A 24,883-nucleotide genomic window follows, 5' to 3' on the forward strand; every position below is an offset into this window, starting at 1 on the left:
TGCCAACCATCGGGCGGGGCAGGACAGTTGATTGTCGGCCGACTCTCGTCAGTGGTGCAGGATCTTCGACAGGAAGTCCTTGGCCCGGTCGCTGCGCGGGTTGCTGAAGAACTGGTCCGGCGTGGCCTCTTCGACGATCCTGCCGTCGGCCATGAAGACGACCCGGTTCGCGGCGGAGCGGGCGAAGCCCATCTCGTGGGTGACGACGACCATCGTCATCCCGTCCCGCGCCAGCTGCTGCATGACTTCGAGGACCTCGTTGATCATCTCCGGGTCGAGCGCCGACGTGGGCTCGTCGAAGAGCATCACCTTCGGGTCCATCGCCAACGCCCGTGCGATCGCGACGCGTTGCTGCTGACCGCCCGAGAGCTGCGCCGGGTACTTGTCGGCCTGGGTGCCCACGCCGACCCGGTCGAGCAGGGCGCGGGCCTTCTGCTCGGCGGCCTGCTTGTCGGCCTTGCGGACCTTCACCTGGCCCAGCATGACGTTCTCGAGCACCGTCTTGTGCGCGAAGAGGTTGAACGACTGGAAGACCATGCCGACATCGGCACGCAGCCGCGCCAGCTCCCTGCCCTCCTGGGGCAGCGGCCTGCCGTCGATCGAGATCGCCCCGGAGTCGATCGTCTCCAGGCGGTTGATGGTGCGGCACAGCGTGGACTTCCCGGACCCTGAGGGCCCGATGACGACGACGACCTCGCCACGGGCGATGGTCAGGTCGATGTCCTGGAGCACATGCAGCGCGCCGAAGTGCTTGTTGACGTTGCTCAGCACGACCAGGTCACCCGACGCGGGTACGGCGTCCTCGGTCCCCTTGGCCACTGATACTCCGCTCATCGGCTTCTTGCTCCGTCCTCCTCGGTTGGGGAGGACCGTAGTGGTGAGTTGTGACCAGCGTCATTACATCTGAGCGGAACTTGAGCATAACGATCCGGTTGCGTGGAAGCACTCTGGGTGAGCGCGCACCCCGGCCCAATACCGGCTCCGTAACGGATGGTGCGCAGGGGCGGGCGCCCCCTTGACCGGAGTGGCGACCATGGGCGTGGATTCGGGGGTACATGCCGTGATGCGGCCGATGAACATCGCGTGCCGACGGCTCGAAGGGGCCGGGCACATCCAGGGAGGGGGGCCATGAGACTGCTGCTCGTCGAGGACGACGACCACGTCGCCGCCGCCCTGTCCGCCGTGCTGTCCAAGCACGGTTTCGAGGTGAAGCACGCGCGCAACGGCGAAGAGGCGCTGCAGGCGCTTCTTCCTGACGACCGCTGTGCCAAACCACCCTTCGGAGTGGTCCTGCTCGACCTCGGGCTGCCCGACCAGGACGGCTACGAGGTCTGCGGCAAGATCCGCAAGCGCACCTCCATCCCGGTGATCATGGTGACGGCGCGCGCCGACGTGCGTTCGCGCATCCACGGGCTGAACCTGGGCGCCGACGACTACGTGGTCAAGCCGTACGACACCGGCGAACTCATCGCCCGTATCCACGCGGTCATCCGGCGCCCGCCGCCGGGCGCGCGGCCCGAATCGGCCGAGGCCGAACTGAGCCTCGGCCGCGTACAGATCGAGCTTCCCACCCGCCGGGTCAGCGTCGACGGCGAGAGCGTGCAGCTGACCCGCAAGGAGTTCGACCTGCTCGCACTCCTCGCCCAGCGCCCGGGCGTCGTCTTCCGCCGGGAACAGATCATCAGCGAGGTGTGGCGCACCAGTTGGGAAGGGACCGGCCGCACCCTCGAAGTGCACGTCGCCTCCCTGCGCTCCAAGCTGCGCATGCCGGCACTGATCGAGACCGTGCGCGGCGTCGGCTACCGGCTCGTCGCGCCGGCCGCCCTCTGAGACCCGAGAAGCCCGGTGCGCACCCGACTTCTCCCGCTGCTCATCTTCCTGCTCGCGCTCGTCCTGGTCGCGTTCGGCTTCCCGCTCGCGCTGAGCGTGGCCCGCGCCCAGCAGCAGCGGGTGGTCGTCGACCGCATCGACGACACCGCGCGCTTCGCGGCCCTTGCCCAGTTCGTCACGGCCACCGACGGCAACGACACCAACAGCGCGGAACGGCTGACCACCCTGGAGGAGGAACTCACCCGCTATTCGACCCTGTACGGGATCAAGGCGGGCGTCTTCTTCCGCAACGGCACCGCCATGGCCGGCGCCCCCACGGGCTGGACCGTGCCCGCCAAGGGCGAGGGGTACATGGCCTTCCACGAGGCCCTGGCAGGCCGCCGCAGCCACGATCCGGCCCAGGTGTGGCCGTGGCAGCGCGGCCGCCTGGTGGTGGCCTCACCGGTCGTGCGCGAGGGCGACGTGATCGCGGTCGTGGTCACCGACTCGCCCACCGGGAGCATGCGTTCGGGCACCCTGCACGGCTGGCTCCTCATCGCGGCCGGCGAACTGGCGGCCATGCTGCTCGCGGTCGGCGCCGCGTTCCGGCTGACCGGCTGGGTGCTCAGGCCCGTACGCGTCCTGGACGCCGTCACCCACGACATCGCGACCGGCCGCATGAACTCACGCGTCGCCGCCGCCGGCGGGCCCCCGGAACTCAGAAGGCTGGCCCACTCGTTCAACGAGATGGCCGACAACGTCGAAGAAGTGCTCGAGCAGCAGCGCGCCTTTGTCGCCGACGCCTCGCACCAGCTGCGCAACCCGCTGTCCGCCCTGCTGCTGCGCATCGAGCTCCTCGCGCTCGAACTCCCCGAGGGGAACGAGGAGATCGCCTCGGTACGCACCGAGGGCAAGCGCCTCGCCCAGGTGCTCGACGACCTCCTGGGCCTGGCGCTGGCCGAGCATGCCGCCGCCGACCTCCAGCTCACCGACGTGGGGGCGCTCGTGGCGGAGCGGGTCGCCGCGTGGCGGCCGCTCGCCGAGGACAAGGGCGTACGGCTGATCGCGGACGGCTCGACCGCCGCCACCGGCTGGGCGGACCCGGTGGCGCTGTCCAGCGCGCTGGATGCCGTGATCGACAACGCGCTGAAGTTCACCCCCGAAGGCGAGGAGGTGCGGGTCACCGTCGCCACCGACGGCCCCCGGGCCACCGTGACGGTGACCGACCGGGGCCCGGGCCTCACCGACGAGGAACTGAGCCGCATCGGCGACCGCTTCTGGCGCGCGGGCCGCCACCAGAACATCAAGGGCTCCGGCCTCGGCCTCTCCATCTCCCGCGCCCTGCTCGCGGCCGGCGGCGGAACCATCGCCTACGCCCACCACGCCCCGCACGGCCTGTGCGTCACTGTGACGGTGCCGCGCACGCAGCCTTGACCGACTCGTCAGGGTTTGACCGACCGGTAGTAGTCCCGTGCCCCGTCGTGCAACGGCAGCGGATCCGTGTAGATCGCCGTCCGCAGATCCACCAGCTGCGCCGCGTGCACCTCACGGCCGATGCGGTCGCGGCTGTTTATCACCGTGCGGGTGAAGCCCTCGGTCAGTGCCGCGTTCGTGCGGTCGGTGGTGACCAGCAGGTTCGCCACGGCGATCGTCGGCACCGGAACACCCCGCTGTGCCTTCGGATAGGCGTCGGCCGGCATGGTCGCCGCCCGGTAGTAGCCGGTGCTGCCGTCCGCCTTGTGCAGGGCCGACACCAGGTCGGCGAGCGGGACCAGGCGGATCGGGTACGCCTCGGACAGCTTCAGGACGGCGTTGGTCGGCAGCCCTCCGGACCAGAAGAACGCGTCGATCTGCTTGTTCCGCAGCAGGTCGGGCATGGTGTCGATGCCCGCGGGGATGGGCGTGATGTCCTTCTGCGGGTTCAGCCCGGCGGCCGGCAGGAGCCGGTCGGCGAGCAGCCGGACGCCGGAACCGTCCTGCCCGACGGCGACGCGCTTGCCGCGCAGATCCGCGACCGAGCGCACGGGCGAGTCCTGGGGCACCACCAGCTGCACGTAGTCGTCGTACAGCCGCGCGCACCCGCGCAGTCGGCCCGCGCCGGGTCTGTTGTCCTTGCGGAACTTGTCGACGGAGTCCGCCGTGGCGATGGTGAAGTCGGAGATGCCGTCGGCCAGGCGCTGGAGGTTCTGCTGCGACCCCTGGCTGGTGCGGAGATTGACGTGGACGTCCGGGAGATCACTGGTCAGCGCCTGCTGGAGCAGCTCGCCGTAGCGCTGGTAGACCCCGGTGCGTACGCCCGTACTGAAGTCGATGTTCCCCGCGGGCGACCGGCTGCCGAACGGCACCAGCCACCACAGGAGCAGCCCGACGGCCACGACGGCGGCCGCGGACCCTTGCAGGACGCGGCGGCGGCCGGGCCGGGACAGAGCGGGGAGCATGGCTGGATCCTGCCAGTTCATCGCCCGCGAGGACCAGGGGGTGGCGGGCCCCGTACCCTGGTGTACGAGATGAGTGCGAAGACCTACGAGGTGCGCACCTACGGGTGCCAGATGAACGTCCACGACTCCGAGCGGCTGTCCGGCCTCCTTGAGGGGGCCGGTTATGTCCGCGCGCCCGAGGGCGCCGACGGTGATGCCGATGTCGTCGTCTTCAACACCTGCGCGGTGCGGGAGAACGCCGACAACAAGCTGTACGGCAATCTCGGCAGGCTCGCCCCGATGAAGACGAAGCGGCCCGGCATGCAGATCGCCGTGGGTGGCTGCCTCGCCCAGAAGGACCGCGACACCATCGTGCAGCGGGCCCCCTGGGTCGATGTCGTCTTCGGCACGCACAACATCGGCAAGCTGCCGGTGCTCCTGGAGCGTGCCCGCATCCAGGAGGAGGCGCAGGTCGAGATCGCCGAATCCCTGGAGGCGTTCCCGTCCACGCTGCCGACCCGCCGCGAGTCCGCGTACGCGGCCTGGGTGTCCATCTCGGTGGGCTGCAACAACACGTGCACCTTCTGCATCGTCCCGGCGCTGCGCGGCAAGGAGAAGGACCGCCGTCCCGGCGACATCCTGGCCGAGATCGAGGCGCTGGTCGGCGAGGGAGTCTCCGAGATCACGCTGCTCGGGCAGAACGTCAACGCCTACGGTTCGGACATCGGCGACCGCGAGGCCTTCAGCAAGCTGCTGCGGGCCTGCGGGAACATCGAGGGCCTGGAGCGGGTCCGCTTCACCTCGCCGCACCCCCGTGACTTCACGGACGACGTGATCGCCGCCATGGCCGAGACCCCGAACGTGATGCCGCAGCTCCACATGCCGCTGCAGTCCGGCTCGGACACGGTGCTCAAGGCGATGCGCCGCTCGTACCGGCAGGAGCGTTTCCTCGGGATCATCGAGAAGGTGCGCGCCGCCATTCCGCACGCCGCCATCTCCACCGACATCATCGTGGGCTTCCCCGGCGAGACCGAGGAGGACTTCGAGCAGACCATGCACACGGTCCGCGAAGCCCGCTTCGCGAACGCGTTCACCTTCCAGTACTCCAAGCGCCCCGGAACTCCGGCGGCGACCATGGACGGACAGATCCCCAAGGATGTCGTTCAGGACCGCTACATGCGCCTGTCCGCCCTCCAGGAGGAGATCTCCTGGGAGGAGAACAAGAAGCAGGTCGGCCGTGTCCTGGAGGTCATGGTCGCCGAGGGCGAGGGCCGCAAGGACGGCTCCACCCAGCGCCTGTCCGGCCGCGCACCCGACAACCGCCTGGTCCACTTCACCAAGCCGGACCAGGACGTGCGTCCGGGCGATGTGGTGACGGTCGAGATCACCTACGCGGCCCCGCACCACCTGCTCGCCGAGGGCCCGACGACCTCGGTGCGCCGCACCCGCGCGGGCGACGCCTGGGAGAAGCGCAACGCGGCGCCCGCCGCCAAGCCGGCCGGCGTGATGCTCGGCCTGCCGTCGATCGGCGCCCCGGCACCGCTCCCGGAGCCCACGGGCGGCTGCTCGGTCCTCTGAGCCCGCGCGGTCCCTGTCGCCGAGTCCGGGCGGCAGGGCCGGGCCGCCGGAACGGGACTAGGCTGCGGATCATGCTCGTAGCCGCCGCTGTCTGCCCCTGCCCGCCCCTCCTGGTACCCGAGGTCGCCGCCGGCGCCGCGCCGGAACTGGACGCGGCACGCGACGCCTGTGCCGACGCCGTCGGCGTGCTCGCCGCGTCCCGGCCGGACCTCCTGGTCGTGGTCGGTTCGGCGGAGCACGGGGGAACCTTCCGGCAAGGGGCAGCCGGCTCGTTCGCCGGATACGGCGTGGACGTCTCCGTACGCCTCGGGCCGGGCGAACCCGGGGGACAGCAGCTCCCGTTGTCGCTCACGGTCGGCGCCTGGCTCCTGGAGCGGGCCGGCTGGGCGGACGCCCCCGTCGAGGGGCTCGCCGTCGCCGAGCAGCTGGAACCGGGGGCCTGCATCGGCACCGGAGAGGACCTCGCGGCCAGGGCCGCCCGGGTCGCTCTGCTCGTCATGGGCGACGGCAGCGCCTGCCGCACCCTCAAGGCGCCCGGTTACCTGGACGAGCGCGCCACGAGCTTCGACGAGGTCGCGTCCGCCGCTCTCGGCGCCGCCGACACCGCCACCCTGATGGGCCTGGACGACCGGCTGGCGTACGAGCTGAAGGTGGCCGGACGCGCGCCCTGGCAGGTGCTCGCCGGCGCGGGCAGCGACGCCGGTCTCGCCGGGCGGCTCCTCTACGAGGACGCGCCTTACGGAGTCGGCTACTTCGTCGGCGTCTGGTCCTGAAACCCGGGCTTCTCCCGAACTCCGGAGTTCTTCCGAAATCCGGAGTTCTCCTGAGACCCGGAGTTCAAAAACCCAGAGTCCGAAAGAGGCACGGCGGAGGGCCGTGGAGCAGGCAGCCCCACGGCCCTCCGGCGCGCGTGGTTCAGGAAGTGGACGCGGGCGGCGTGCCGCCACCGTCCTTGTGGGAGATGCGGTCCAGGGCTTCCTTGGCCTTTCCCGTACCCGACTGGATCTTGTCGCTGTACTTGCCCTTGGTCTTTTCGTCGACCAGCTTGGCGGCCTTGTCCAGGCCGTGGTCGATCTTGTCCCCGTGCTGCTGCGCGAGGTCCGAGACCTTGTCCTTGGCCGGGGCCAGCTTGGCTTTCAAAGTGTCCAGGAAACCCATGGGGCACCTTCCCTCGGGTGACTACTTGCGGGCGCCTTCGCCGGCCTCGCTGTCCGCCGCTTCCTCGGCCGACTGCTGCTTGGGGATCTCGACCCCCTCCGCGGCAGCGGACTCGGCGGGCTCCGCCGCCCCGGTCTCCTCGGCGGTCTCGGACACCTCGGAAGCCTCGGCGGCGGGGCAGTCCGCCGAAGTACCGGTGTCGCCCTCGGCCTCCGGCTCCGCCGTCGGCGTGGCAGCCTTCACTTCCTCGGTCGACTCCGCGACAGCCACATCGGCCTTACGGCGAAACCTTGAAAAAACGCCCATATCTACTCCATAGCGTACTCGTGTGGGCGAAATCCCGCGCCAGGCGGAGCGCCTCATTGCGTCGCCCGGCGGCACCGGTCAACAAACCGGCGCTCGGAACCTCGCAACAGGCAACGAACCCAGCCGCGCCCCGTCACGTAGCTCGTTCGAGGAGGGCCGAGGAGGTTTGCGAGACTGTGACCGTGAGAAGTGCAGCTCCCGCACCGCGGGTCATCGCCGTCGTCGGCCCGACAGCGGCCGGAAAGTCCGATCTGGGCGTCTTCCTCGCCCAGCAACTGGGCGGCGAGGTCGTCAACGCCGACTCCATGCAGCTCTACCGGGGGATGGACATCGGTACCGCCAAGCTGACGCTCCACGAGCGCGGCGGCATCCCGCACCACCTTCTGGACATCTGGGACGTGACGGAACCGGCCAACGTCGCCACGTACCAAACGCTCGCCCGGGCCGAGATCGACCGGCTGCTCGCCGAGGGGCGCACCCCCGTCCTCGTCGGCGGATCGGGACTCTATGTGCGCGGAGCGATCGACGTGCTCGACTTCCCGGGCACCGACCCCGAGGTGCGGGCCCGTCTGGAGGGCGAGCTGGAGGCACAGGGCCCCGGCGCCCTCCACGTCCGGCTGGCGGCCGCCGACCCCGAAGCGGCCCGCGTGATCCTGCCCAGCAACGGCCGCCGGATCGTCCGGGCCCTCGAAGTGATCGAGATCACCGGCCGGCCGTTCACGGCCAATCTGCCCACCCACGAGTCGGTGTACGACACCGTGCAGATCGGTGTCGACGTCGGCCGCCCCGAGCTCGACGAGCGGATCGCCGTGCGCGTCGACCGGATGTGGGAAGCGGGGCTGATCGACGAAGTGCGGGCCCTGGAGGAAAGCGGACTGCGTGAGGGGCGCACCGCCTCACGGGCGCTCGGCTACCAGCAGGTTCTCGCGGCGTTCGCCGGCGAGTGCACCGAGGACGAGGCGCGCGCCGAAACCGTGCGCGCCACCAAGCGCTTCGCGCGCCGCCAGGACTCCTGGTTTCGACGCGACCCGCGCGTCCACTGGTTGAGCGGCGCCATGGAGCACCGTGCGGAACTCCCGCACCTGGCGCTGGCGTTGGTCGAACGAGCGGTTACAGCCTGATCACGTGATGGCATCGGGACGCTCCGCCGGTCATTGCGGCACTCTTGCGCGTGCCATCATCAATCGTCGATCGACCAGTGGAGTCCGAGTTGGGAGGGCGCGTGGCGATGGAGGCCGGCCCTCGAGACAGAGAGCAAGGATCGCGGGACGACACCGCGCGCCAGGGCTCGACGGACCACGGTTCAGCGGCACCGAACAGCGCGCAAGCGGAATCCGCCGAAGGGGCGGACGGCACCGCGCGCGCAGCGGAGGCGACATCGTCCGCGCTGGGTTCCGCGGTGCTCGGCGCCTCGGGACTGAGCCCCGACGGGCCGGAGGACGGCTCCGTGGGAGCGGTCTCCGACGGTGGTGAGGTCGAGGTCGAACTGCGCCCCCAGCGCCGGTTGAGGATCTGGCAGCTCGCCCCGATCGTGATGCTCGCGGCGCTCGGCTCGCTCATGTTCGCCTTCCCCCTGGCCTTCGAGTTCGGCGACGGCGGACCGGTCGTGGCCATGCTCGGATTGCTCATCAGCTGCTGCGCCGCGGGCTGGGGCATGATGGCCGCGCGCCGCGTCGGCCACACCTGGCCGGGGCTGCCCACCCGGGGCTCCAAGGAGCGCCCGGACTGGCGGGTCCTCGCCCTGTACGTGGGTGTCGCCGGTGTACTCGTCGCGCTCGCGGTCTGGCGCGTGGCCCGGCTCCGCTGAGCCCGCCTCGGATCAGGAACCGCAGTTCAGGACCACCGTCCCGGCCCGCTGTCGGTGCGTCCCCGTACGATTGACGCGTGAACACTTCGCCGATCGCCTTCCTCAAGGGCCACGGGACCGAGAACGACTTCGTGATCGTCCCCGACCCGGACAACGCCCTCGACCTGCCCGCGTCCGCCGTTGCCAGGCTCTGCGACCGCCGGGCCGGAATCGGCGGCGACGGCCTGCTCCACGTGGTGCGCAGTGCGGCCCACCCCGAGGCGAAGGCCATGGCCGGCGAAGCCGAATGGTTCATGGACTACCGCAACGGCGACGGCTCGATCGCCGAGATGTGCGGCAACGGAGTGCGCGTCTTCGCCGGCTACCTGGAGCGTGCGGGCCTCGTCGAGGAGGGCGACCTGGCCGTCGCCACCCGCGGCGGGATCAAGAAGGTGCACATCGCCAAGGGCGGTGAGATCACCGTCTCCATGGGGCGCGCCCTGCTCCCCGAGGCCGGAGTCACGGTCAGCGTGGACGGCCGAAGCTGGCCCGCGCGCAACGTGAACATGGGCAACCCGCACGCGGTCGCGTTCGTTGCCGACCTGGAGCACGCGGGAGAGCTGCGCTCGGTGCCCCCGTTCAGCCCGGCGGAGGTCTACCCGGACGGTGTGAACATCGAGTTCGTCGTGGACCGCGGCCCCGCGCACGTCGCGATGCGGGTGCACGAGCGGGGCGCGGGCGAGACCCGCTCCTGCGGCACCGGCGCCTGCGCGGTCGCCGTCGCCGCCGCGCGCAGGGACGGGGTGGACCCGGCGGTCACCGGCACCCCGGCGACGTACACCGTCGACCTTCCCGGCGGCACCCTGGTCATCACCGAGTACCCGGACGGTGAGATCGAGATGACCGGGCCCGCGGTGATCGTCGCCGAGGGCGTCATCGACCCCTCGCTGCTGACCGTCTGACCCGCCCTCCGCAGCGGTTGGCCGACCATGATCGGCCCGGTCGGGCTCGAAACAGCTGTGTCCTGAACCTTCGCTCGAATGGGTGATCCGTTTCACGCTGAGCGAGAGCGGGACTGCGCCACGTGGTGGGGTCGGTAGCATCAAGCACCGGTCCGGAGGGGCACGCCGGTCCCTCCACCACCGGTCGATGCTGCCGGAGGTGCCCCATGAGTGCAGAGGCCACAAATCCTGGTGCTCAGAGCCGCCGACGCGGCCGCCCCCGGATCGACCTCCGTCGGCTCGGCCGAGCGGCACTGCTCGGCCCGGTCTCCCGGGACCGGCTGCCCGACGCCATCGGCCATGTGGCCGACGCACACCGGGCCCACTACCCCGACGCCGATCTGGCCGTGCTGCACCGGGCTTACGTCCTCGCCGAAACGTCCCATCGCGGCCAGTTCCGCAAGAGCGGCGAGCCCTACATCACGCATCCGCTCGCCGTGACGCTGATCCTCGCCGAACTGGGCGCCGAGACCACCACCTTGACCGCGTCCCTCCTCCACGACACCGTCGAGGACACCGAAGTGACGCTCGATCAGGTGCGGGCCGAATTCGGCGAGGAAGTCACCTATCTGGTGGACGGCGTGACCAAACTGGAAAAGGTCGACTACGGAGCCGCGGCCGAACCGGAGACCTTCCGCAAGATGCTGGTCGCCACCGGCGACGACGTACGCGTGATGTCGATCAAACTGGCCGACCGGCTGCACAACATGCGCACCCTCGGCGTGATGCGGCCCGAGAAACAGGCCCGGATCGCCAAGGTCACCAGGGACGTCCTGATCCCGCTTGCCGAACGCCTCGGCGTGCAGGCCCTCAAGTCCGAGCTGGAGGACCTGGTCTTCGCGATCCTGCACCCCGAGGAGTACGAGCGCACCCGGATCCTCATCGCGGCCAACTCCGGCACCGTCGACCCGCTCACCGGCATCGCCGAAAGCGTGCGCGGGGTGCTGCGCGAGGCCGGCATCAGCGCCGAAGTCCTCATTCGGCCGCGCCACTTCGTCTCCGTGCACCGGGTGCAGCTCAAGCGCGGCGAACTGCGCGGAAGCGACTTCGGCCGGCTGCTCGTGCTGGTCGCCGAGGACGCCGACTGCTATGCGGTCCTGGGCGAACTGCACACCTGTTTCACGCCGGTCGTCTCCGAGTTCAAGGACTTCATCGCCTCGCCCAAGTTCAACCTGTACCAGTCGCTGCACACGGCGGTCGTCGGCCCGGGCGGCGAGGTCGCCGAAGTCCTCATCCGTACGCACCAGATGCACAAGGTCGCCGAGGCCGGGGTCATCGCACTCGGCAACCCCTATGCGGGCGGACCCGGCGACGGGGCGCAGCAGGCGGGCGACGAACGCGAGGACCCCACCAGGCCCGGCTGGCTCTCCCGGCTCCTCGACTGGCAGCAGAACGCCCCCGACCCCGACACCTTCTGGTCCTCCCTGCGCGAGGAACTGGCGGGGGACAGCGAGATCACGGTCTTCTGCGCCGACGGCCACACCCTGGTCCTGCCGGCCGGTGCGAGCTGCGTGGACGCCGCGTACGCGCAGTACGGCGACGACGCCCACAGCTGCATCGGCGCGCGCGTCAACGGCCGCCTGGCGACGCTCAGTACGGTCCTGAACGACGGCGACACCGTGCAGCCCCTACTGGCCCAGGACGCCACCTCAGGCCCCGCCTCCGACTGGCTCGACCACGCCAGGACCCCGGCCGCGCGGATCGCGATCAGCGGCTGGCTCGCGGTCAACCCGGAGGGCGTCAAGCTGCCGGCCGCGGCGCCCCGGCCGCAGGTCAACGTCCCGGCCGACCGGCGGGCCGCCGCCAACGCGGTGACCGACCTGCCCGATGTGACGGTACGTCTCGCCGGGTGCTGCACCCCCGTTCCGCCCGATGTGGTCACCGGGTTCTCGGTGCGCGGGGCGGCGGTGACCGTACACCGCCAGGAGTGTCCGGCCGTCGCCCGGATGAAGGCCGTGGGGCGCGCACCGGTGGAGGTGCGCTGGGGGGACGCCGCGGAGTGCAGGGTCACCCTGGTCGCCGAGGCCTTCGGCCGGCCCCGCCTGCTCGCCGACCTCACGGAAGCCATCGCCACCGCCGACGCGGCCATCGTCTCGGCCACCGTGGAACCCCCCAGCGAACAGCGCGTCCGCCACACCTACACGCTCCAACTCCCGGACGCCGCAGGGCTGCCCGCCCTCATGCGGGCCATGCGCGATGTGCCAGGGGTGTACGACGTGAGCCGGGCGCAGCATCCGGCCGCCGCGGGGTGAGCAACACACCCTCGTTCGAGTGGCCCCCATGCGAGTCGGCTGACCCGGAGCCGATCACGCTGGTAGCCGTAGGACATGCCGCTCACCCCCCGCCGCCCCCGTTCCCGCCGACTGCGTGCCGTGCTAATTGCCGCGGCCGCGGCATCCGTGGTCGCCGCGGCCCTGCCCGCCCCGGTGCCGCTGGGGATCGGGGATCCCTTGTTCCCGCATCTGGGGAACCCCGGGTACGACGTGCTCTCGTACGACATCGGGTTCACCTACCTGGGTGACAACAGCAAGCCGATGGAGGCCGTCACCACCATCGACGCCATGGTCACCGACAGTCTGGACCGGATCAATCTCGACTTCGCCCGGGGCACGGTGCACGCGGTCGAGGTCAACGGGCGGCCGGCGGAGTTCGCCACCGCCGACGAGGACCTGGTGATCACTCCGCAGAGCCCGGTCCACGCAGGTGAGCCCGTGCGGATCACCGTGCGGCACACCAGCGACCCGAAGGCGGCGCTCGACGGCGGCTGGGTCCGTACCGCCGACGGCCTGGTGATGGCCAACCAGGCCGATGCCGCCCACCGGGTCTTCCCCTGCAACGACCACCCCTCCGACAAGGCGTTCTTCACCTTCCACGTGTCCGCCCCGGCGGATGTGACGGTGGTCGCCAACGGACTGCCGGCCGCGCGGGAGCGCGACGGCACACGCGTCGTCTCGACGTACCGCACCAGGCACCCCATGGCGACCGAACTGGCCCAGGTGTCCATCGGGCACTCCGCGGTGCTGCACCGGGAGGGGCCGCACGGGCTGCCCATCCGTGACGTGGTCCCGGCCGCCGACAAGGCCGTGCTGGAGCCCTGGCTGAAGAGGACGCCCGGGCACATCGCGTGGATGGAGCAGCAGGTCGGGCGGTACCCGTTCGAGACGTACGGGGTGCTGATCGCGAGCGCCGACACCGGTTTCGAGCTGGAGACGCAGACCCTGACCCTGTTCGAGCGGTCGCTGTTCGTGCGGCCGGAGTTCACCGACTGGTACGTGGACTCGGTCATGGTGCACGAGCTGGCGCACCACTGGTTCGGCGACAGCGTGTCGCCCCGCGGCTGGGCGGACCTCTGGCTGAACGAGGGGCACGCCACCTGGTACGAGGCGAAGTACGCCGACGAAGTGGGCAAGAAGCGGTCCATGGAGCAGCGGATGAAGACCGCCTACGCCCTGTCCGACGGCTGGCGCGCCGCCGGCGGGCCGCCCGCCGCACCCAGGGCGTCCGCGCCCGGACAGAAGATCGGGATCTTCCGGCCGATCGTCTACGACGGCAGCGCGCTCGTCCTGTACGCCCTCCGCGAGGAGATCGGCCCGAGGGCCTTCGACCGCCTGGAGCGACGCTGGGTGCGCGAACACCGGGACTCCACCGCCACGACCGCCGACTTCTCCGCGCTGGCCTCCCGGATCGCGGGACGTGACCTGTCCGGCTTCTTCAAGGCGTGGCTGTACGGGGAGAAGACGCCGCCGATGCCCGGCCACCCGGACTGGCACACCCAGAAACCGAAGACGCACGCCTGACCGGCCACCGCGGCCCGGGCCCGCCGGGGCGGGCCCGGGGCCGGAAAACCGGGGTGACGGCCCTGGAGGCACCGTGCGACCATCGTTCACGTCGGCGGCGCCGCCGGGGCCGGATTCCGTCCGGGAATCATTGGGGCCCATTACGCGTTGTGACCGACACAGCCGGAACTCCCTCGGGGAATCCGGTCCGGAATTCCAACGACGTAAAGGATCCAATGACCTCCTCTTCATCCCCTTCCCAGGACGAGCAGAGCTTCGCGGACACGCACCGCACCGAGAGCCTTCGGGCCGATGCCCTGATGGAAGAGGACGTCGCCTGGAGCCACGAGATCGACGGAGCGCGGGACGGCGACCAGCTGGACCGCTCCGAGCGTGCCGCGCTGCGGCGCGTGGCGGGCCTCTCCACCGAGCTCGAGGACGTCACCGAGGTCGAGTACCGGCAGCTGCGCCTGGAGCGCGTGGTGCTGGTCGGCGTATGGACCACGGGGACGCTGCAGGACGCGGAGAACTCGCTCGCGGAGCTCGCGGCCCTCGCCGAGACGGCGGGCGCCCTGGTGCTCGACGGCGTCTACCAGCGCCGTGACAAGCCCGATCCGGCCACCTACATCGGCTCCGGCAAGGCGCAGGAGCTGCGGGACATCGTCCTGGAGACCGGCGCGGACACGGTCGTCTGCGACGGTGAGCTCAGCCCGGGCCAGCTCATCCACCTCGAAGACGTCGTCAAGGTCAAGGTGGTCGACCGGACCGCGCTGATCCTCGACATCTTCGCCCAGCACGCCAAGTCCCGTGAGGGCAAGGCCCAGGTCTCGCTGGCGCAGATGCAGTACATGCTGCCGCGCCTGCGCGGCTGGGGTCAGTCGCTGTCGCGTCAGATGGGCGGCGGCGGGTCCAGCGGTGGCGGCGGCATGGCCACCCGTGGTCCCGGTGAGACCAAGATCGAGACGGACCGGCGGCGGATCCGCGAGAAGATGGCGAAGATGCGCCGTGAGATCGCGGAGATGAAGACCGGCCGCGAGATCAAGCGCCAGGAGCGGCGCCGCAACAAGGTGCCTTCGGTCGCCATCGCGGGTTACACCAACGCCGGAAAGTCCTCGCTGCTCAACCGCCTCACGGGCGCGGGCGTGCTGGTGGAGAACTCGCTGTTCGCCACCCTCGACCCGACCGTGCGGCGGGCCGAGACGCCCACCGGGCGGCTGTACACGCTGGCCGACACCGTCGGGTTCGTCCGGCATCTGCCGCACCACCTCGTCGAGGCGTTCCGCTCCACCATGGAGGAGGTCGGCGACTCCGATCTCATCCTGCACGTGGTGGACGGGTCGCACCCCGCGCCGGAGGAGCAGCTCGCCGCCGTGCGCGAGGTCATCCGCGATGTGGGCGCGGTCGACGTGCCCGAGATCGTGGTGATCAACAAGGCGGACGCGGCGGACCCGCTCGTGCTGCAGCGCCTGCTGCGGATCGAGCGGCACTCCATCGCGGTCTCGGCCCGCACCGGCGAAGGCATCGAGGAGCTGCTCGCGCTCATCGACACCGAACTGCCGCGCCCCTCGATCGAGATCGAGGCGCTGGTGCCCTACACGCACGGCCAGCTGGTCGCCCGGGCGCACGCCGAGGGCGAGGTGATCTCCGAGGAGCACGTCGCGGAGGGCACCGTGCTCAAGGCCCGGGTGCACGAGGTGCTCGCAGCCGAGCTGGCTCCGTACGTGCCGGCCGCGCACTGAGCGTACGGACCGTGAACTGCCGCTCGGCAGACGGTAGTTCACGAGTCTGAAAGACGTAAGGCCCGCCCCCTCGAAGGAGGGGACGGGCCTTACGTCGTATCCGGTGCTCAGGCGTCGCGGTGTTCCGGGGTCACTGGCCGCCGTACTTCGCGCTCATCGAGTCGAAGAGGGCCTTCGCGCCGGCGCCGAGCTGCGGGCCGGCCAGCCAGCCCGAAGTGACCGGGCCGATCGAGGTGTTGGAGACCAGCTGCGCCTTGCCGTCGGGGCCGTTCATGAACCAGCCGCCGCCGGAGGAGCCGCCCGTCATGGTGCAGCCGATGCGGTACATCGGGGGCGTGCCGGGGCTGATGGAGAGCTGGCCGGGACGGTCGAGGCACTTGAACATCTGCAGACCGTCGTACGGCGGCGCCGCCGGGTAGCCCCAGGCGCCCATCGTGGCGACGGACTTGGCCTGCGGGGCGGAGAAGTTGACCGTCAGCGCGTTGCCGACCGTCTCCTCGAGGGACTTGCTGCCCTTCTCCGGCTTCACGTGCAGCACCGCGTAGTCGTACGGGGCGCCGGTGCCGCCGGTCGGGCCGCCGTCCTTGATCCACTCGCCGGAGGTCGAGGCCCAGTCGGCCCAGTACACGCCGTAGGGCGCGATCTCCTGAGGCTGCGCGTTGTTGAGGGCCGCCTCCGACTTGCCCTTGTCGTTGTACGACGGGACGAAGGCGATGTTGCGGTACCAGCCGCCGGAGCCGCCCTGGTGGACGCAGTGGCCCGCGGTCCACACCATGTTGGACTTGCCGGGGTGGGCCGGGTCCTTCACGACGGTGCCCGAGCAGACCATGGCGCCCTCGGGTGAGTCGAAGAACACCTTGCCGACCGGGGCGGCGAAGTTGTGGTACGGCAGCTTCTCCTGGACGGCCTTGACCGGCGCGGGCTCGGGGTCCGAGATGCCCGTACCGCCGTTGACGTCACCGGCGGCCATGGTCTTCTGCGGGTCCTTGGCGGACTTCATCCGGTCCGGCTTCCACAAGCCGTCGATCACCGGGTTGACGAAGTCCTTGGCGTCACGGAGCCACTTGTCCTTGTCCCAGTTCTTCCATCCGCCGTTCTTCCACTTGTCGAGGTCGACCCCGTGCTTCTTGAGGGTGTCGGCCAGGTCGGCGGGGCCGGCGGAGTCGCCCTTGGCCTGGGCCGAGCCGGAGGCCGACGGCTTGCTGTCCGCGTCACTGCCGCCCGGGCCGCACGCGGTGGCGGTCAGCGCGAGAGCCGCGGCGAGGCCGGAAGCGGCCAGCAACGGACGTATGGATCGCATGAAAACGATTCCCCCTGATGAGACTGCCCGTCGAGAGCAGGTTTTGCCATGTACTTGTCAGTAAGGTGGGCAGGCGTCTGCCTGGTGGCCCACCGTGCAGCCCCCTACTATGCCTGCTCGGCACGGGGGGTACGAACGGGGGTCCCGGCGTTCACAGGACCCCCGCAAAGCGCTTACTGGCCCGCGTACTTGGTGCTCACCGAGTCGTAGACACCCTTGGCCTCCTTGCCGAGCCGCGGACCGGCAAGCCAGCCCGCCGTGACCGGGCCGATGGAGGTGTTGGAGACGAGCGACGGCTTGCCGTCCGAGCCCGTGGCGATCCAGCCGCCGCCGGAGGAGCCGCCGGTCATGGTGCAGCCGATGCGGTACATCGTCGGCAGGTTCGCCTCGAGGGACAGCCGGCCCGGCTTGTCCTTGCACTGGTACAGCTTCTGGCCGTCATAGGGCGGCGCGGCCGGGTAGCCGTTGGCCGTCATGGCGCTGATCTTCGGCACGGCCGGCGCGTCGAAGTCCACCGGAAGCGCGCCGCCGACGGTCTCCTCCAGGGACTTGCCGTTCGAGCCCTTCTCCGGCGTCACGTGCAGCACCGCGAAGTCGTACGGGGCGCCGGTGCCACCGGTCGGGCCGCCGCCCTCGATCCACTGCTGCGACGTCTGCGCCCAGTCGGCCCAGTAGACGCCGTACGGAGCGATCTGCGCCTTGGTGGCCTTCTGCAGCTGGGCCGTCGGCAGGTTGGAGTTGTTGTACGAGGGGACGAAGGCGATGTTGCGGTACCAGCCGCCCTTGGCGCCCGCGTGCACACAGTGGCCCGCGGTCCACACCATGTTGGACTTGCCGGGGTGGGCCGGGTCCTTCACGACGGTCGCGGAGCACACCATCGAACCCTCGGGGCTGTCGAAGAACAGTTTGCCCAGCTCCGGCAGGCTCTGGTGGTACGGAGCCTTCGCCGCGGCGGCCTTCACGGGCGCGGGCGTCGGGTCCGTCACGCCCTTGTCGCCGGAGATGTCATTGGGGACGGCCTTCTCCGGGGGCTTGTCGGCCTTGCGCATCCGGTCCGGGTCCCACAGGTCCTGGATGATCGGGTTGACGTAGTCCTTGGCCTCACGCAGCCACGTGGCCTTGTCCCAGTTCTTCCACTCGCCGTTCTTCCACTTGTCCAGGTCGATGCCGTGCTTCTTGAGCTGGTTCTTGACGTCGTCCGGGATCTGGAGCTTGTCGGCGTCGCCCGTGGCCGCCGACGCCGTCGGCTTGCTGTCGGCGCTGGAATCGCCGGGTCCGCAGGCGGTGGCGGTCAGCGCCAGAGCGGCCGTGAGGCCGAGCGCGGCCAGCACGGGGGAGACCCCGCGACGAGCCCTCCTTCCCGTGCGCTCGGCGCTGGACGGGCGTATGGGTCGCATGTCGGATTCCCCCTGGAACTTCGTCATCAAAGCGTCTTCGTCTTCTTCGTCTTCTGAACTCGTGAACAAACGCGTGAACAGCGGCACCGCGAGCCGGTGCCCGAGTGCGGCCCCCACTATGCCGGTGCCGTGGGGGACGGCACGCGGCAGGGCCGCGGTTCCCGCCCGCCAGGGCCGTACGGCCATGCCGGTAAGGCGAACCTTGCCTGGAGGCAAGGAAGTTCCGGTCAGGCCGTGCTCCCGCGGTGCCGGCGTCGTTGGTACGTACGGGGGACATCAGGACAGCGTTCAGCGTGGGAGTACGTGCCACGCAACGGACGCGATACGGAACCGTCACAGCGGGAGGACCAGCAGTCGTGGCCGTGACCGAACCAGCCCCTACGGCGCTGCTCAGCACTCATGAGGGCATCCTGCGACGGCAGTCCCTGAGGGAGTCGGCGGCCCGCACCTACGCCCGCTCGCTGCCCATCGTGCCCGTCCGGGCGCGCGGCCTGACGATCGAGGGCGCGGACGGGCGGCGCTATCTGGACTGCCTCTCGGGGGCGGGCACACTGGCGCTCGGGCACAACCACCCCGTCGTGCTCGAAGCGATCCGCAAGGTCCTCGACTCGGGGGCGCCGCTTCACATCCTGGACCTCGCGACGCCGGTCAAGGACGCCTTCACCACGGAACTGTTCGCCACCCTGCCGCGCCAACTCGCCGAGCACGGAAGGATCCAGTTCTGCGGGCCGGCCGGCACGGACGCGGTCGAGGCCGCGCTGAAGCTGGTGCGCACCGCCACCGGACGCACCGGAATGCTCGCCTTCACCGGCGCCTACCACGGCATGACCGCGGGCGCGCTCGCCGCCTCCGGCGGAGCCCGGGACGCCGGGGTGACCCGGCTGCCCTACCCCCAGAACTACCGCTGCCCGTACGGAATCGGCGGCGAACGCGGGGCCGAGACCGCCGCCCGCTGGACCGAGAACCTCCTCGACGATCCCAAGGGCGGCATCCCCGCCCCGGCCGGGATGATCCTCGAACCAGTGCAGGGAGAGGGCGGCGTGATCCCGGCGCCCGACGCCTGGATGCGCCGGATGCGCGAGATCACCGCGAGCCGCTCCATCCCGCTGATCGCCGACGAGGTGCAGACGGGCGTCGGCCGCACCGGCACGTTCTGGGCTGTCGAGCACAGCGGGGTGGTGCCCGACGTGATGGTGCTCTCCAAGGCCATCGGAGGCTCTCTGCCGCTCGCCGTGATCGTGTACCGGGACGGCCTCGACGCCTGGGAGCCGGGCGCGCACGCCGGAACGTTCCGCGGCAACCAGCTGGCCATGGCGGCCGGCGCGGCCACCCTCGCGTACGTCCGCGAGAACCGGCTCGCCGACCGCGCGGCCGTCCTCGGCGCCCGCATGCTCGGCCAGTTGCAGGGCCTCGCCGCCGACCACCCCTGCATCGGCGACGTGCGCGGCCGGGGCCTGATGATCGGCGTCGAACTCGTCGACCCGGAGCGCGAGGACCTCAGCTCCGGCAACCCACCGCCGCCCGCACCCGCCCTGGCCGCCGCCGTGCAGCAGGAGTGCCTGCGGCGCGGGCTCATCGTCGAGCTCGGCGGCCGCCACTCCGGCGTCGTACGGCTGCTGCCCCCGCTCACCCTCACCGACGAACAGGCCGTCGCCGTCCTCGACCGGCTCGCCGACGCCCTGGCCGCCGCCGCACGCTCCCCGCACCTGCGCCCCGACTCGGGGGCAGGCGTGCACCACCGGACCGAGACCGGACCGTCCCACTGATCCCGGACCACCCCACGAGCTCCCAAGGAAGACCTCCGTGAATCCCACCCCCGCACCTGATGCGCCTGAGGCCGACGGCCCTGTCACCGCCCACCGCGGCCCGCTGGTGGCCGAGCCGACGACGGTGCCGCGCCAGAAGGCCGGGATCCACGGCGAACGACTGACCGCCCGCAGCGAACCGGACCCGCTGGACGCCGCCGACCCCGAGGCCGCCGCCGAGGCGGCCGCCGTCGAGAACCTGCTGCGCTGCTGGGTACGGGAGAACGACCTGGCCCCGCCCGACGGTCCTGTCCTGCGCATCCCGCTCCCGGCCAGCGGCACCGCGCTGCTCGTGCCCGTGCCCTACTGGTCGGCCACCGGCTGGCACCGGTTCGCCAGGCCCGCCCTGGAAGGCGGCTCCGGCGGCGCCCCGCCCGCCGACGCCGTCACGGTCGCCGCCCTGCTCGGCCGCGAGGCAGGCCGGAGCGAAGGCGCCGACCTGGTGGGCCGCGTCGCCGACTCCGTGCGCCGCACCGCGGACTTCATCGCCGACCGGCGCACCAGCCCCGGCCCCCGCGACACGGCCGATCTCTTCCTCACCGCCGAACAGTCACTCCTCCTGGGCCACCCGCTGCACCCCACCCCGAAGAGCCGCGAGGGCCTCTCCGAGACGGAAGTGCGCCGCTACTCACCCGAGTTGTGCGGCTCCTTCCCCCTGCACTGGATGGCCGTCGACCCCTCCGTCCTCGCTGCCGACTCGGCGTGGACCGAGGGCGGCCGCACCATCGACGCCGCCCAGCTGGCGCGCCGGTTCGCGGGCGACCTCCAACTCCCGCCCGGTACCGTTCCGTTGCCCCTGCACCCCTGGCAGGCCCGCGACGTCGCCCAGCGCCCGGCCGTCGCCGCGCTGCTCGACGCCGGGCTCCTGCACGACCTGGGCCCGCACGGCGACGACTGGCACCCGACGTCCTCGGTCCGCACCGTCCACCGCCCCGGCGCCGACGCCATGCTCAAGCTGTCGCTCGGCGTACGCATCACCAACTCCCGCCGCGAGAACCTCCGCAAGGAACTCCACCGGGGCGTGGAGGTCCACCGCCTGCTGCGGGCGGGCCTCGGCGAGGAGTGGCAGTCCGCCCACCCCTGCTTCGACATCGTCCGCGACCCCGCCTGGCTCGCCGTCGACACCCCGGACGGCGAACCCCTGCCGGGCCTCGACGTCATGGTCCGCCACAACCCGTTCGCGCCCGGCGATGACGCCGTCTGCATCGCCGCGCTCACCGCCCCGCGCCCCATGCCGGGCCGTGCGGGGATGCACTCGCGCCTCGCCGACCTGGTGGGCCGGCTCGCCGCCCGCACCGGCCGGCCCACCGCGGCCGTCTCCGCCGAGTGGTTCCTGCGCTACCTCGACCAGGTCGTACGCCCGCTGCTCTGGCTGGACGGCACGGCAGGCATCGCCCTGGAGGCCCACCAGCAGAACACGCTGGTCCTGCTCGACCCCGACGGCTGGCCTGTGGGCGGCCGATACCGCGACAACCAGGGTTACTACTTCCGCGAGTCGCACCGCGCCGCCCTGGAGCGGCGGCTGCCCGGCATCGGCGCCACCAGCGACACCTTCGTCCCCGACGCAGTGACCGACGAGCGCTTCGCCTACTACCTCGGCATCAACAACATCCTCGGCCTCATCGGGGCCTTCGGCGCCCAGCACCTCGCCGACGAACGCGTCCTGCTCGCCGCCCTGCGCCAGTTCCTCACCAAGGCCACCGGCCTCGGCTCGCCCCTGCCCGCCCAGTTGCTGGACAGCGCGACGCTGCGCTGCAAGGCCAACCTGCTGACCCGGCTGCACGGCCTCGACGAACTCGTCGGCCCGGTCGACACCCAGTCCGTCTACGTCACCATCACCAACCCCCTTCACATCAACGGAACTTGACCCGTACGAACTGCGAGAGGAACGTCGCCGTGCCTCCCACCGATGCGAGCACCGACGCCGACGCCGATCCGGCCCCCCACCAGGGGGCGGAGGCCGACGACACCCTGGATCTGGAGCTGCCCGGCGAACTGATCGCCCTGTTCGGCGACAGCGCCGCCCGGCCGGACGGTCCGGGCCCGGAGCGGCCCGGGTCCGGTGGGCCCGCCGGGGCCGAGCTCGGCGGGCCCGGCACCGCTGCCGCCCCCTCGGGCTCGGGGACCGGCGGCGCGGAACCTCTCACCGGCGACGTCGCCCAGCAGTGGCCCGGCAGCGACGTGCTGCCGCAGTCAGGCAGTGCTGCCCGGCCGACTTACCCCGTCGTCGAGGACCTGCTCGATTCCCCCGGCGACTGGGCGCCGGTCACCACCCCGCTCGGAGTGTTCCAGCTCGTACCCGTACGTCTCGAACGCGACCTCGCCCTCCTTGCCCGGTGGATGAACGACCCCGCCGTGGCGGCCTTCTGGGACCTGGAGGGACCCGCGTCCGTCACCGCCGACCATCTGCGCAATCAGCTCGACGGCGACGGCCGCAGCGTGCCCTGTGTGGGCGTCCTCGGCGGAACCCCCATGAGCTACTGGGAGATCTACCGCGCGGACCTGGACCCGCTGGCCCGCCACTATCCGGCCCGCCCGCACGACACCGGTCTCCATCTGCTCATCGGCGGCGTCGCCGACCGCGGCCGGGGCGTCGGGACCACCCTGCTCAGGGCCGCCGCCGACCTGGTCATCGACAACCGTCCGCACTGCTCCCGTGTGATCGCCGAACCCGATCTGCGCAACACCCCTTCCGTCTCCGCGTTCCTCAGCGCCGGCTTCCGCTTCCACGCGGAGGTCGACCTGCCCGACAAGCGAGCCGCCCTGATGGTCCGCGACCGCGCGCTCAGGAACCTGCTGTGAACGCCCCGTCGCTCCGCATACACCTCTAGCCCCGAATCGGTTCGACCCCGAGGAGTCCCCATGCCGAACCCTCCTTCCCCCGATGAATCCCGCGGCCTCCTCGACCCCGAAGCCCCGCCCGGGCTGCTGGCCCCTCCCGAGCTGAACCGCGAGGCCTGGGACCGTGCGGGACGCCTCCTCCTGGCGAAGATGATCGGTGCCTTCGCCTACGAGGAAATCGTGCAACCAACGGTAGAGCCCACCACTGACAATGCTGGGTCGGACGGGAAAAGCACAGGTCAGTACGGGTTCTCGCTGGACGACGGCAGCACTTTGACCTACCTGGCCCGGCGCGGTGCCTACGGCGGCTGGCAGGTGGATCCCGACTCCGTCCGCCGTACCGGGCAGGGCGCGCCGAGCGCGGGGGAGCCGGACGACCGGAACACTCCAGGACACCCGCTCCCGTCCGCCGAGCCCTTCGGCGATCCCATCCGCTTCCTCGGGCTTGCCCGCCGGACCCTCGGCGTCGACGGGGCCACCTTCGGACACCTCGTACGGGAACTCACCGCCACCCTGGCCGCGGACGCCCGCCTGCACTCCACCGCACTGTCCGCGGCCCAGCTCGCCGACCTGGGCTACGCCGAGCTGGAGGGCCACCAGACCGGCCACCCCTGGCTCGTGCTCAACAAGGGCCGGCTCGGGTTCTCCGCCGACGACGCGGCGCGCTGGAGCCCGGAAGCCCGCACCGAGGCCAGGCTGCCCTGGATCGCGGTCCGCACGGACCTCGCCAGCTACCGGGGCGTCGGGCCGCTGGCCACGCCGGACCGGCTCTACGACCGCGAGCTCGACGCCCCCGTCCGCGAGGCGTTCGCCGCCACGCTCCGGGCCAGGGGCCTCGACCCGGAGGCCTACCTCTACCTGCCCGTCCACCCCTGGCAGTGGACGGAGATGATCCTTCCGCTCTTCGCCCCGGCCGTCGCCGACAACGCCATCGTGCCGCTGCCCACCGACGGGGACGTACGGCTGCCGCAGCAGTCCATCCGCACCTTCCTGAACCTGTCGCGGCCCGAACGTCACACGGTGAAACTGCCGCTGTCCATCCTCAACACCCTGGTCTGGCGGGGCCTGCCGACCGAGCGCACCGTGGCCGCGCCCGCCGTCACGGCCTGGGTGCAGGGCCTGTGCGAGCGGGACGCCTTCCTGCGGGACGAATGCCGGGTGATCCTGCTCGGCGAGGTCGCCTCGGTCGCCGTGGAGCACCCGCTGTACGACCGCATCGCCGAAGTCCCCTACCAGTACAAGGAGTTGCTCGGTGCGATCTGGCGCGAGCCCCTGCCGCAGCGGCTCGCGGCGGGCGAACGGGCCCGCACCTTGGCCGCGCTGCTCCACACCGACCCCGAAGGGCGCGCCTTCACGGCCGAGCTCGTCGCCCGCTCGGGGCTCCCGCCCCAGGTGTGGCTGCGCCGGCTGTTCAGTGCCCTGCTGCCGCCGCTGCTGCACTTCCTCTACCGCTACGGAACCGTCTTCTCCCCGCACGGGGAGAACGCCATCGTCGTCTTCGACGACCAGGACGTGCCCGTACGCCTGGCGATCAAGGACTTCGTCGACGACATCAATGTGAGCGCCGAGCACCTTCCCGAGCACGACTCGATGCCCGAGGACGTGCGGAACATCCTCCTTACAGAAGCGCCCTCCTTCCTCACGCAATTCATTCATTCGGGGCTCTTCGTGGGCGTCTTCCGCTTTCTGGCCCCGCTCTGCGAGGACCAACTGGGCGTACCCGAGGCCGACTTCTGGGCCCTGGTGCGCGACGAGATCCTGCGCCACCAGGCGCGTTTCCCGCACGAGAAGGACCGCCACGAAACGTTCGACCTGCTCACGCCCCGGATCGACCGGCTCTGCCTCAACCGGAACCGGCTGCACACGGACGGCTACCGGGACCGCCCCGAGCGGCCGCACGCCACCGTGCACGGCACCGTGGCGAACCCTCTCGCAGCGGCTGAGTGATCGGATTGTCAGTGACGAGCCGT

Annotated in this window: 20 protein-coding genes; 14 read left to right on the plus strand and 6 right to left on the minus strand. The window is 71.1% G+C overall.

The window, feature by feature from the left end:
* Nucleotides 1–48: 48 nt before the first annotated feature.
* Nucleotides 49–834, minus strand: coding sequence for an amino acid ABC transporter ATP-binding protein (locus IE206_RS34750; protein ID WP_189969384.1), 786 nt, complete (start codon nucleotides 832–834; stop codon nucleotides 49–51).
* 294 nt (nucleotides 835–1,128) lie between these two features.
* On the opposite strand from IE206_RS34750, the gene IE206_RS34755 reads away from it, so the two are divergent.
* Both IE206_RS34755 and IE206_RS34760 read left to right on the plus strand, forming a co-directional pair.
* Entirely contained in the window at nucleotides 1,129–1,830 is a 702-nt protein-coding gene (locus IE206_RS34755) for a response regulator transcription factor (RefSeq protein ID WP_189969386.1), read from the plus strand.
* Nucleotides 1,831–1,845: 15 nt separating this feature from the next.
* Nucleotides 1,846–3,243: a sensor histidine kinase gene (locus IE206_RS34760; RefSeq protein ID WP_189969388.1), complete on the plus strand. Its 1,398-nt coding sequence runs from the start codon at nucleotides 1,846–1,848 to the stop codon at nucleotides 3,241–3,243.
* 8 nt (nucleotides 3,244–3,251) lie between these two features.
* Here the strand turns inward: IE206_RS34760 and IE206_RS34765 are convergent, their stop codons facing one another.
* Nucleotides 3,252–4,247 (minus strand): TAXI family TRAP transporter solute-binding subunit, encoded by a 996-nt coding sequence (locus IE206_RS34765; RefSeq protein ID WP_189969390.1) that lies wholly within the window; start codon nucleotides 4,245–4,247, stop codon nucleotides 3,252–3,254.
* A gap of 69 nt (nucleotides 4,248–4,316) precedes the next feature.
* On the opposite strand from IE206_RS34765, the gene miaB reads away from it, so the two are divergent.
* The gene (gene miaB / locus IE206_RS34770) at nucleotides 4,317–5,804 is read left to right on the plus strand and encodes a tRNA (N6-isopentenyl adenosine(37)-C2)-methylthiotransferase MiaB (RefSeq protein ID WP_189969392.1); all 1,488 of its coding nucleotides are present in this window, start codon (nucleotides 4,317–4,319) and stop codon (nucleotides 5,802–5,804) included.
* A gap of 71 nt (nucleotides 5,805–5,875) precedes the next feature.
* Entirely contained in the window at nucleotides 5,876–6,577 is a 702-nt protein-coding gene (locus IE206_RS34775; protein ID WP_189969395.1) for a class III extradiol dioxygenase subunit B-like domain-containing protein, read from the plus strand.
* Nucleotides 6,578–6,719: 142 nt separating this feature from the next.
* On the opposite strand, the gene IE206_RS34780 is transcribed toward IE206_RS34775, so the two are convergent.
* Both IE206_RS34780 and IE206_RS34785 read right to left on the minus strand, forming a co-directional pair.
* Nucleotides 6,720–6,962, minus strand: a complete 243-nt coding sequence (locus tag IE206_RS34780) for an antitoxin (protein ID WP_189969398.1) — start codon at nucleotides 6,960–6,962, stop codon at nucleotides 6,720–6,722.
* A 21-nt stretch (nucleotides 6,963–6,983) separates the two neighbouring features.
* Nucleotides 6,984–7,268 (minus strand): hypothetical protein, encoded by a 285-nt coding sequence (locus IE206_RS34785; protein ID WP_189969400.1) that lies wholly within the window; start codon nucleotides 7,266–7,268, stop codon nucleotides 6,984–6,986.
* Nucleotides 7,269–7,450: 182 nt separating this feature from the next.
* On the opposite strand from IE206_RS34785, the gene miaA reads away from it, so the two are divergent.
* The 6 genes from miaA to hflX all read left to right on the plus strand — a co-directional run bounded on the left by miaA (nucleotide 7,451) and on the right by hflX (nucleotide 15,570).
* A complete protein-coding gene (miaA, locus tag IE206_RS34790; RefSeq protein WP_189969402.1) occupies nucleotides 7,451–8,389 on the plus strand; it encodes a tRNA (adenosine(37)-N6)-dimethylallyltransferase MiaA in 939 nt (312 codons plus the stop codon).
* Nucleotides 8,390–8,496: 107 nt separating this feature from the next.
* Nucleotides 8,497–9,075 (plus strand): hypothetical protein, encoded by a 579-nt coding sequence (locus IE206_RS34795; RefSeq protein ID WP_373301033.1) that lies wholly within the window; start codon nucleotides 8,497–8,499, stop codon nucleotides 9,073–9,075.
* A 77-nt stretch (nucleotides 9,076–9,152) separates the two neighbouring features.
* Entirely contained in the window at nucleotides 9,153–10,016 is an 864-nt protein-coding gene (gene dapF, locus IE206_RS34800; protein WP_189969405.1) for a diaminopimelate epimerase, read from the plus strand.
* A gap of 206 nt (nucleotides 10,017–10,222) precedes the next feature.
* Nucleotides 10,223–12,307 carry a RelA/SpoT family protein gene (locus IE206_RS34805; protein ID WP_189969407.1) on the plus strand — a complete coding sequence of 695 codons (2,085 nt, stop codon included), beginning with the start codon at nucleotides 10,223–10,225 and terminating at the stop codon, nucleotides 12,305–12,307.
* Nucleotides 12,308–12,382: 75 nt separating this feature from the next.
* Nucleotides 12,383–13,852, plus strand: coding sequence for a M1 family metallopeptidase (locus IE206_RS34810; RefSeq protein WP_189969409.1), 1,470 nt, complete (start codon nucleotides 12,383–12,385; stop codon nucleotides 13,850–13,852).
* 215 nt (nucleotides 13,853–14,067) lie between these two features.
* Nucleotides 14,068–15,570 (plus strand): GTPase HflX, encoded by a 1,503-nt coding sequence (hflX, locus tag IE206_RS34815; protein ID WP_189969411.1) that lies wholly within the window; start codon nucleotides 14,068–14,070, stop codon nucleotides 15,568–15,570.
* Between the two features lie 130 nt (nucleotides 15,571–15,700).
* Here hflX and IE206_RS34820 read toward each other — a convergent pair whose 3' ends face one another.
* On the minus strand, nucleotides 15,701–16,870 hold the full coding sequence (locus IE206_RS34820; RefSeq protein WP_189969414.1) for a trypsin-like serine peptidase: 1,170 nt from the start codon (nucleotides 16,868–16,870) through the stop codon (nucleotides 15,701–15,703).
* A 173-nt stretch (nucleotides 16,871–17,043) separates the two neighbouring features.
* On the minus strand, nucleotides 17,044–18,267 hold the full coding sequence (locus tag IE206_RS34825; RefSeq protein WP_189969416.1) for a trypsin-like serine peptidase: 1,224 nt from the start codon (nucleotides 18,265–18,267) through the stop codon (nucleotides 17,044–17,046).
* Between the two features lie 356 nt (nucleotides 18,268–18,623).
* Here IE206_RS34825 and IE206_RS34830 point away from each other — a divergent pair, with 356 nt between their 5' ends.
* The 4 genes from IE206_RS34830 to IE206_RS34845 are packed head-to-tail and all read left to right on the plus strand — an operon-like array spanning nucleotide 18,624 to nucleotide 24,860.
* Nucleotides 18,624–20,033 (plus strand): diaminobutyrate--2-oxoglutarate transaminase family protein, encoded by a 1,410-nt coding sequence (locus IE206_RS34830; protein ID WP_189969418.1) that lies wholly within the window; start codon nucleotides 18,624–18,626, stop codon nucleotides 20,031–20,033.
* Between the two features lie 37 nt (nucleotides 20,034–20,070).
* A complete protein-coding gene (locus IE206_RS34835) occupies nucleotides 20,071–21,939 on the plus strand; it encodes an IucA/IucC family protein (protein WP_189969420.1) in 1,869 nt (622 codons plus the stop codon).
* Nucleotides 21,940–21,968: 29 nt separating this feature from the next.
* Nucleotides 21,969–22,874, plus strand: coding sequence for a GNAT family N-acetyltransferase (locus IE206_RS34840; RefSeq protein ID WP_189969422.1), 906 nt, complete (start codon nucleotides 21,969–21,971; stop codon nucleotides 22,872–22,874).
* 60 nt (nucleotides 22,875–22,934) lie between these two features.
* A complete protein-coding gene (locus tag IE206_RS34845) occupies nucleotides 22,935–24,860 on the plus strand; it encodes an IucA/IucC family protein (RefSeq protein WP_189969424.1) in 1,926 nt (641 codons plus the stop codon).
* Nucleotides 24,861–24,883: the final 23 nt, after the last annotated feature.

Origin of the sequence: Streptomyces violascens (assembly GCF_014649955.1) — a bacterium.
GTDB lineage: Bacteria > Actinomycetota > Actinomycetes > Streptomycetales > Streptomycetaceae > Streptomyces > Streptomyces violascens.